The following is a 9,619-nucleotide window of genomic DNA, read 5'->3' on the forward strand; positions in this document are numbered from 1 at the left end:
TTTTAGAGTAACCCCCCTTATTTCCAGTGCATCTCATCAACAGTATTTTAAGGGACCTGCACCACCTGCAAGGTTTCTCCCCCCAGCAGAATAAGATACTTATCGACCTGCTGGATTTGGTATGATTTTCTCAGGGCCTCGGCGTAAAGATTCATCTGTCCCTGATAGCGGTCAATCAGTTGCTGAGGATTGCTGTAGCGGTCAGTCTTGTAATCAAAAAGAACAATCCGATCATCTAGGAGCAGGTATCCATCGATAATTCCACGGATTACAAAATCTTCATCTGACTCAGGATCCTTTTCAATCATGGCAAAAGGAGCTTCACGATGGAGCTTATCTGCCTGTTCCTGAATCAGGATACCAAGGTCTGTCGAGAAGAAGGCATAAAGTTTGAGTAGATCTAGTTTGTCCTTGACGTCTGACTCGACATTAAGAGCCGAAAGGGCTGTCTCTAGGTCTGCCAGAGTCACCAGGTCAGATACTACCAGCCGTTGCATGAGTTCATGGGTCGCTGATCCTAATTCTAGGGCAGTGACAGCTTTTTTCTTGGCAAAATCAGGTAGTTCAAAGTGAATCTCCTCCTGCAAGATTAAGCTCTTGTCCATGACATCTAGGTTATCCCCATCAATCACAGGCCGGTAGACTGCCTTGACCTGACTTGGGGTTCGCAGGGTAGGCAAGTCAATTGCCTTGCGGTAGGTTTGATTGAGTTGGTCCACCGAAGCCATAACCTCAAGCGCCCGTCTAATTTGTTCAGATTGGCGATTATCTGTTTGGTCACTGGCGTCAAATGGCAGAGCTGGCTCAAGTTTGCCAATAGCCTCCTCTGTCAGATCAGCATCCGTCACAAATTGCTTGTGAATGGTCTTTGCAATCTCTGGAAAGGCTGCTTCAATCGCCAAGAACCAGTCTTGGAAACTGCTTAGCTCCTTACGTAGAGCCACTGGCAAGCGACCATGTTCAGTATCCGTGCCATACTTATCCTCCGACTTGGTCTGGCTAGCCTTGCCAACCAGGTAGAGCTTTTTCTCTGCCCGCGTCATGGCAACGTAGAGGAGACGCATTTGTTCAGAGAGGGCTGCCAGGTGCAGGTCTTCTTGATTGGTCTGGTAAGGAAAGGTATCCATGGAGACAAGGGCTGTTGGAAGTTGATACTGAGGGCCAAGGTCCTCTTTCATGTCAGCCAGGTACTTGATGCCAATTCCCTTTTGTCGACTGAGGATGACCTTGGATTTTTCGTCACGACCGTCGAATTTCTTGTCCATATTGAGGATAAAGACGTAGGGGAATTGGAGTCCTTTGGACTTATGAATGGTCATGAGAGACACCGCATCTTTAGGCAGGACCAACTCAACATCAGCCAGATCATTTTCAGCCTGGAGAATTTTATCAATCATGCTGATAAAGCGGGGCAGTCCCTTAAATCCTGTCTGTTCAAAGCGATTGGCCCGCAGGGCCAGGGCATAGAGATTTGCCTGACGTTGGTCCCCCTTAACCATGGCCCCAACGTGATCATAGTAGAGCCTGTCCTGATAAATCTTCCAAATCAAATCATAGATGCTATGGGTCTGGGCAAAGCTCCGCCATCCTTCAAAATACTGCCTAAAACGTGAAATCTTCTCAGCCAAAGAAGCTGTCACTAGGCCTGGCTCCTGCCCCTGGCCTTGATCAGCCTGGACCAGCTTATCGTAGAAGTTCTGCTTGGGCTTGTCTGGGAGACCTTGCAGGGAAATCCGAGCCAGCTCATCCTCATCGAAGGCAAACATAGGCGACTTGAGAAGAGCAATCAGGGCATAGTCATTGAGCGGGTTGTTGATGCTTCGGAGGGTATCCAGCATAACCATGACCTCGATGGACTTGAGGTAGTTACTCTCCCCACCGTCTGCCACGAGAGGAATGCCTCGCTGGTCAAAGATTTTGAGGATATTGTCATTGCGGGTCCGACTGGCAACCAAAAGCGTTATGTCTTTGAAAGCCACCCCTTCTTCCTGATGAAGACGGATAATTTCCTTGGCCACCAGCTCAACTTCGCCATTGGTCAGGGCTGGTTGATCCATATCTCCTTCTTCACTAGCAGGGATAGACTCGCCTTGGTCTGTATCGTAAATCAGATACTCAGCCAGGTGTTTCTCTTCTCGCTCTAGCTGTCTAGGACTGCCTGCCACCAGGCTATGACTATCATCATAAGTCACATCACCAACAGCCTCATCCATCAGGCGGCTGAACAGGGCATTGGTCGCCTCTAGCACTTCAATCTGGCTCCGGAAATTTTCCTTAAGCAAAATCAGTTTTCCCTGATTAGGGTCTTCCTGATAGAGTTTAAATTTTTGGTTAAAAATCTGAGGATCCGCCTGACGGAAACGGTAGATGGACTGCTTGATGTCTCCCACCATAAAACGATTGTGGCCATTGGACAAGAGCTCTAAAATCCGCTCTTGCGTATGGTTGGTATCCTGATACTCATCGACCATGACCTCATGATACTTGGCCTGGAGGCTCTGACGGACCTGGTCCTCAGTCTCCAAGAGCTGGATAGCCAGATGGCTAACATCCGCAAATTCCAAAGCATTCTCTGCCTTCTTGCGCTCCAAATACTGCTGGGTAAAATCCAACATGAAACGCTGCAAGACTTCCAAGAGGGGCAGGGCCTGACCTTGATACTTGAGGATAGTTTCCAGATGAACGACACTGGCCATCTGGGACTTGAGGTCCTTAAATACAGGATACTTAGTTCCCTTGACCGTTACCTCATCTGAACTTGGCAGACTCTCATAGAGCTGGCCCGCCAACTGACTGAGGCTAGCTAAATCAACCTGTTCATAGAGGCCCTGCTCTGCTTGGTCCAGCTGGTTGATCATAGCTTGGTGCTTGAGGTAGGTCGCCGTCGGCTTCCCATCCTTCTTGGCCTTGCCATATTCCTCTAGGTTAGTTACATCCTCCAGGACCTGGGCTGCCTGCCTGAGGGACTGTCTGAAGTCTGCAATTTTTTCTTCTGGGGTAAATGGCAGAGCAATACCAGCTTGATAGGAGAGTAAGAAAGTCTCTCTGAGCCAGTCCTGAGGGTTGCTAGTGGACTGGATAAAGTCATAGATCGTGTTCACGACAGCCTGAAAGGCTCTGCTATCCTTGCGATTCCCAGTAAAATTCCTGACCAAGCGCTCAAATGTCTTGCCATCAGGACCTGTCAGATAGTCACGGAAAAGATCCGTAAAGACCTCTTTTTTGAGAATATCTTGCTCACTCTTGTCGGTCAGAATCCGAAATTGGGGCGAAATTCCCAAGAGATACCCATGCTCCGTCAACAACTTCTGGGTAAAGGCATCCATGGTCCCGATATCTGCATTTTGGACATCTGCTAGTTGCTGGGCCAGGTGGCGACGGAGGTCGTCTGAATCCGCCTCCTGCATGGCCTTGGAGAGTTCGGTCTCCAGACGCTCTTTGAGCTCTCCCGCCGCCTTAACCGTAAAGGTTGAAATAAAGAGATTCTTAATGCCGACCCCTCGTTTGAGCTGTTCCATAATCCGTTGGACCATGACAAAGGTCTTTCCAGAACCAGCCGAGGCGGATACCAAAATATTTTGTCCCCAGCTATGAATGGCTTCAATCTGCTCTGGGGTCTTTTTTTGTGCTTTATCACTTTGGGCTTCCGCCAGTTGCAACTGTTGAATGTCCTCAGGGCTTAAAAATGCTGCAAACATATGCTAGTTCTCCTTTCCTGGGTTAGTCTCTAGTTCTCGACGCATGGTTTCAAGGATAACTTCCTTGGTCTTGGCACGAGGAAATTGGGTCAGGTGGCGGGCCTGGCTCAGATGCAGGTCAGCCTCAAAACCTGTAATCGCCTTGAGCTGGTCACCTTCGACAGCTCTGCCATTTTTACTATAGGGGTTAATAGCAAAGCTACCTGAGAGTATGGTCTCTGCCGCATCACGGTAGAGCTTCTCTGTATAGGCTAGCATGAGCGCCAGGTCCTCCTGGCTGTAGCCCTTGTCCCCCACTTCCAGACCCTTATAGGTCAGGTCCTTGGTCGCTAGGCTGACCAGATCATCGGTATTTTTGGCCTTGTTGAGGGAGACCTCTGGTTGATGGGCGTGGAGATAGGCTGCGCGATAAACCTGTGGCTCTGTCAAATGAAGGGCAGTCAAGTCCTTGCCTTCTCGCTTGTGCAGGGCTCCAGGCGTCTGCAGGGCCAAAATATAGGTCAAGAGTTGGGGCGTCAATTTGTTGTAGAGTTGACCGAGATTAAAGGACTTATCACTAGACTTGTAATCGACCAAGCCATAGGCCTGATTGATTCTATTCTGATCCAGACGGTCGATTTTCCCTTTGATGAGCAAGCGCTTATCACCTGGCAAGTCCAAGATCAACGGTGACTGACTCTGGTCTGATCCAAACTCCAACTCCTGCCCCAGGACCTGTACCGTTTCATCCTGCTCCAACAAACTAGCCGTCGTTCGAGCAATATCCCGCAAGACCTGCTCTGAAAACTGACTCTCTGCATCAAAGGCATAGGCCTCCGCAAAGGGAGCTTCTGACAGGGTTTGTTCTAGGACAGACTCGATTGCTGACCCTGGCTTTTTCAAGAAGGTTTCAAAGACTCGGTGCAAGAAATTCCCATGGATAATGGCATCTGGATGGATAGACTCTTCTTCCAAAAGTCGCAAGACATGGGTCAAGAAATAAAGGTACTGGTTATTGTAAAACTGGGTCAAACTAGAGGCCGATAGGCTGAGGTCGTAGGACTGTCCAGCCCCAGCCAGAGATTGAGTTGGAAAAATGGCAGCCATCACCTCAGGCGCAACAGGCTTGGTCTGCAGACTATTATCAATCAGGGGCAAGTGGAGGCCATCCTGGTCCAATTTTTTCTTGAGGACTCGCGTTGCGACCGACCAAAAGGTCTGGTCTTCCTTGGACAGGCCTTCTCCCTCAGGACTTGTCTGGAAGAGTTCAACCAGACGAGAGAGCAGAGCAGAATAGGTTCCCAAATCATCTGGTCTCTGCTTGTGGGTCAGGGACCAGCGGTCCTCAACCTCAAACCCAATCGCCTCCAATTCATGGAGGTAGGGCGAAACTGCATCCTCTGCTTCATTAAAGAGCTGGGGCCGGGACAAGACCAGTTCTTCCGTCGCTGAGTTTAACAGAGAAATGGCAGCGTAGTGGTTGCGACGCAGATTGTCCTGGCTAGGCAGGTCGAATTTGCCGACGACTTCTTCTCTTTCATTGAGCAAAATTCGCTCGTCATCGCTGATGAGACTGGTATTCTTGGTCACCTTAGGGAAATTCGACTGGCTAAGCCCAATTGCGTAGACGAAACGATTGGCATGTGGCGCAATCAGTTCATAGGACCGAACATTGACCACATCAACCGTGGCCGGAACCAGACGATAGGTCGCTGTGGTCATACCAGCGGATAAGAGAGCCAAGAAATCTTCTAGCTTGAGCTTATCTTGACCAAAGAGCTCTGCCATGGTCTCCAAAAGCTGACTAAAGGTCTTCCAAACTTCCTGATGGTGCTCGACCTCAACTGGACTCGCCTCTCTGGCAAAATCCGCCATGTTTTTAGGGAGGTCAATGGCCGTCAAAAACTGGGTGAACTTCTCAAGCAGACTGGTGGCAGACTGGGCTTGGGCCTTGAAAAAATCCTCAAGCGGGGCCATGACAGCCTGTCTGGTCACTTCAATCGCCTCCTCATCGTAACGGGTCTTGCTGTTTTCAGGAATAGGACGGGCAAACTGGGTCTGGCCTTTCAGGTCTGCATAGGTGACATACTGCTCAAACTTATCAATCTCTCGACGGCTAAAGGTGCCATAAAGGCCAGACTTGAGCAGATTCAGGAGATCCTCAGCTCGGAAATTATAGCGTTTCAACCGCTCCAATGATTCTACAAAATGAACCAGAGGATGGGCAGCCATGGGCTCAGCCTGACCCAAGTAATAAGGAATCTCATACTGGTCAAAGACCTGCCCCAGCTGCAACTGATAGGACTCAACATCCCCCAGCAACACCAACATATCCTTATAGCGATAGCCATCGTGGAGCTTGCCACGGATACTCTTAGCCACCTGCTCCAATTCCTCACGCTGATTGCCTGCCTCCCATAGCTGGACAGGATAGGTATCTGGATTAACTAATTTCGTCCCATCATCAGTAAAATCATGGCGACTTTCGATTTTTTGCGATAGCAGAGCTAGCTTAGCCTGCGTGTCCAGCTCACTTGGAGTACGTTCTAGACCATCCGACGGGATATAGACTGGCCTAACCTCATAGGTCTGAGCCAGACTGCGCAAGAAGTCCACTGAGGCTTGGTAGATATTGCCATCCGTATAGGTCGAGCGATAGGCTTTCTCCGTCCCATAGACACCAATCACTATCTCTGAACACCGACTTTGCAGGGCTTGGACCACCTGCTCCTCTTCCGCAGAAAAACGGGTGAAGCCATCGATAACCAGTACCAGGTCAGTCAATTGACTATCCAATGCTCCTGAGAGGACCTGCTGGAGAAAAAATTGGGTCTTAGACTGAAGTTCGTAGTCCTGCTCCAGTAAGCTTGCTTCTAAGCGCGTGAAAATCAAAACTAAATCCGCCATCTTAGGACTATCCACACCTTCTAAATCATAGATGGACAGTTGCGAACGTTTGAGCTCTTCATAGAGCTGGACCAGATTGGTGATAAAGCTTGGGTCCTTCTTTAGGCGACCGTAGACCTTCAAGTCGCCGTCGTCACATTGTGATAGGACCTTGAAAAAGCTCATGGACAGGCCTAAAGTATCCAAAGCCTTACCCTCTTGACCCTCATGATTGAGGGTGAAATAGCGGGCCATCTGAGCAAAGCGGGTAATCGTAATCCCAAATGAGGCTTGCTCAGGTAAAAAACTGAGAACCCGCTTTTCTTTTTCAAAGGACAGGGAGTTCGGGGCAATATAAAAGACGCGCTTGCCTTGGTCTACGTAGCTCTGTGCCTCACGCGCCAAAATAGCTGTCAAATCCTGACTCATGTCTGTATAGAGTAATTTCATAGAGACTCCTTTTCCTACTCTTTCAAAATCTCACGAAACGTCCTAAGTTTTCCTTGCAAGTCTCTTACGTCTGCATCGTCTTGAATTTTCTAATGAGATTTTGAGTGAGTGTCAGATTCTTTTTGAGGATAAAGTGGGAGAAAAACATCTGCATCTGTCCATCTATTGTCTAATGAAAAGCTTTGAGACAAGGCATTGAGACGCAGATAGTACTTGAATACGGCAAGTCGAAAATAACGATGGATCAAGGTTAATTCAACTGACTATACAAACCTCAAAATCATACTGCTACTATTATACCACTGAACCCCTAAAACCTGTCCTAACAAACTAACAAATCTCCTGGCAACTGCTAGCTCTGCTATTTTCAGAAAAAAGAACAAAAAACGGTTACAAAATTAGAAATTTGGTATAATAGTAGTAACTTTGGAGGTTAGCTTATGAAAACAGATAATATAAATGAAAGTAAGAATATTGAGGATCGTCGTGGACAATCTAGCAGTTCAGGCTACAGTTATGGCAGTGGTTCAGGTTCCTCACTCAACACTGGTCTTTTATCCCTCATTTTTTCACGGATGGGTTGGAAGGGGAAAATTCTTCTGCTCCTGGTCTTTTTAATGTTCGGTGGGATGTCTAGCCTCGGTAATCTTGGGCTTGGTAGTAGCTCTATTAACTACAATTCTTATGATACCAGTCAGGTCGAGAGCGCACCGAGTGACGTGTCTGATGAAGAAGCTGTCTTCATGAGCAAGGTACTGGCTACAACAGAGGAATTTTGGACCCAGGAATTTGCTGAGCGTGGTAAAACTTATTCGGCACCAAAAATGGTTTTCTATACAGATGCTATTTCAACAGGATGCGGTCAAGGATCAACCGAAACAGGACCTTTCTACTGTTCTGCAGACCAGAAGGTTTACATTGACATTTCTTTTTACCGTGAACTAACGACCAAGTATAATGCAGCAGGTGACTTCGCTATGGCCTACGTTATTGCCCACGAAGTTGGTCACCACGTTCAAAATGAACTTGGCACCATGAACGCCTACTACCAAAAACGTCAAACCCTTTCAGAAAAAGATGCTAATGCCCTCAATGTTCGCTTGGAACTTCAGGCCGATTATTACGCTGGTGCCTGGGCCAAGTACGTCGAAGAACAAGGCTATCTTGAGATGGGAGATATTGACGAAGCCATGCAAGCTGCCCACGCGGTTGGGGATGATACCTTACAAGAAGAAGCCTATGGTAGAACCATGCCAGACAGCTTCACCCACGGAACGTCTGAACAACGTCAATATTGGTTCAACCGTGGTTATCAATATGGTGATATCGAGCACGGCGATACTTTCAGTGCCAATATCTAATCACACAGTCCAGCCACTCGGTTGGTCTTTTTCTGTATTTTTTAGGAAATTGCAGAGCAGACCAGCCATTACTGCCATTCAGGGTGAAATAATAACCATTCAGGCAAAACTGCTCTGCTATGGACAACCTATGCTATACTAGAGACAAAACACAAGGAGGTGTCTGACATGACTGACACAATTGACATTTTGGCCCAAGCCAAAGCGCTTTTAACCACCATGCAAGAGGCCTTTGAGCAAAATCCGACTGAAACTCAAGACCAACTTCGGGTGCAAACCTACCTAAAAACCACCCTCGCAGACCTCAACAAGGCAAAAAAAGTAGATAATACAGTTCTAATAGCCCTGGAAAAATTTTACAAATCCATCTGTGTTTTAAAAGGCCTGTCCCATTTAACCTTCGATGATCAGACTGAGGTCGCCTGGCGAGCCTACGACCGTTTCCATACGGATGTTGTTCAAAAAGAGCTCAGCCTCTATGGCTGGACAGCGACCATCTGACATTTATACTCTTTCATCATCAACTCAAGGCATTCTTAGGGTTCCTTACCTCACTCTCTTAAGACTAAGTAAACCTACCCTGTCTACTTTAATTTTGTGTGGGTCTAAGGAGAAAAAACTTAATTATAATTAAAAGGCTCTGAATCAGCTGCTTACACTCAGCGATTCAAGCCTTTTTTACTATTCTATTTTGAAAACATAACAAGCCTGATTTATCAGACTATAGTCATATTAACGACGATTTCCTCTTTAAATAACTGCTTGACACGACAATAGTCATTGGCATAGGCTAGAATGTCCTTACGCATCTGTTCTGTCAAGGTGTAGTCAATTGCAATCGTCAGGTCAAACTGACCGTCCTCATAGTGACAATCCGTTTCAATCGCAACCTTATTCACTTGCTGCTTTTTCCAAAAATAGCCCTGCACACACATGGTGACACAAGAAGCTAGGGCAATATTGACCAGGCTCATCGGGGTTTCACCATTATCAACAGCACCGAACAGTTCGACACTATCGCCGTAACCTTGTGAAGTTGTGTGGTAGAGGCTATCGCCTGTAATTTTAGTTTGGTACATGATATCTCCTTTTATTGAAAACAGGTTTGACATTTTTGACACTGGCGGTAACGGCGGATTTTTTTAAGATAAATTGCAAGAAAAAGTGCAACATTTATTTAAACTCGTTCAAGAGAGCTTCAACAGCTGTTCTGTAAGCTAAACATTTTCGCGGTCGATGATTGAT

5 protein-coding genes are annotated in these 9,619 nt (G+C 47.2%); 2 read left to right on the forward strand and 3 right to left on the reverse strand.

Features of this window, described 5'->3' with window-relative positions:
* Positions 1 to 47: 47 nt before the first annotated feature.
* Entirely contained in the window at positions 48 to 3,698 is a 3,651-nt protein-coding gene (gene addA, locus ACFORF_RS11125; RefSeq protein WP_380428214.1) for a helicase-exonuclease AddAB subunit AddA, read from the reverse strand.
* A 3-nt stretch (positions 3,699 to 3,701) separates the two neighbouring features.
* Positions 3,702 to 7,013: an ATP-dependent nuclease subunit B gene (rexB, locus tag ACFORF_RS11130; RefSeq protein ID WP_380428216.1), complete on the reverse strand. Its 3,312-nt coding sequence runs from the start codon at positions 7,011 to 7,013 to the stop codon at positions 3,702 to 3,704.
* Between the two features lie 440 nt (positions 7,014 to 7,453).
* Here rexB and ypfJ point away from each other — a divergent pair, with 440 nt between their 5' ends.
* Together ypfJ and ACFORF_RS11140 are read left to right on the forward strand one after the other, a co-directional pair.
* Positions 7,454 to 8,374 carry a KPN_02809 family neutral zinc metallopeptidase gene (gene ypfJ / locus ACFORF_RS11135; protein WP_380428218.1) on the forward strand — a complete coding sequence of 307 codons (921 nt, stop codon included), beginning with the start codon at positions 7,454 to 7,456 and terminating at the stop codon, positions 8,372 to 8,374.
* Positions 8,375 to 8,542: 168 nt separating this feature from the next.
* A complete protein-coding gene (locus ACFORF_RS11140) occupies positions 8,543 to 8,875 on the forward strand; it encodes a helicase BlpT (RefSeq protein ID WP_380428220.1) in 333 nt (110 codons plus the stop codon).
* A 215-nt stretch (positions 8,876 to 9,090) separates the two neighbouring features.
* On the opposite strand, the gene ACFORF_RS11145 is transcribed toward ACFORF_RS11140, so the two are convergent.
* Entirely contained in the window at positions 9,091 to 9,453 is a 363-nt protein-coding gene (locus tag ACFORF_RS11145) for an OsmC family protein (RefSeq protein ID WP_380428222.1), read from the reverse strand.
* Positions 9,454 to 9,619: the final 166 nt, after the last annotated feature.

This window comes from Streptococcus caprae, assembly GCF_042649745.1.
GTDB lineage: Bacteria > Bacillota > Bacilli > Lactobacillales > Streptococcaceae > Streptococcus > Streptococcus caprae.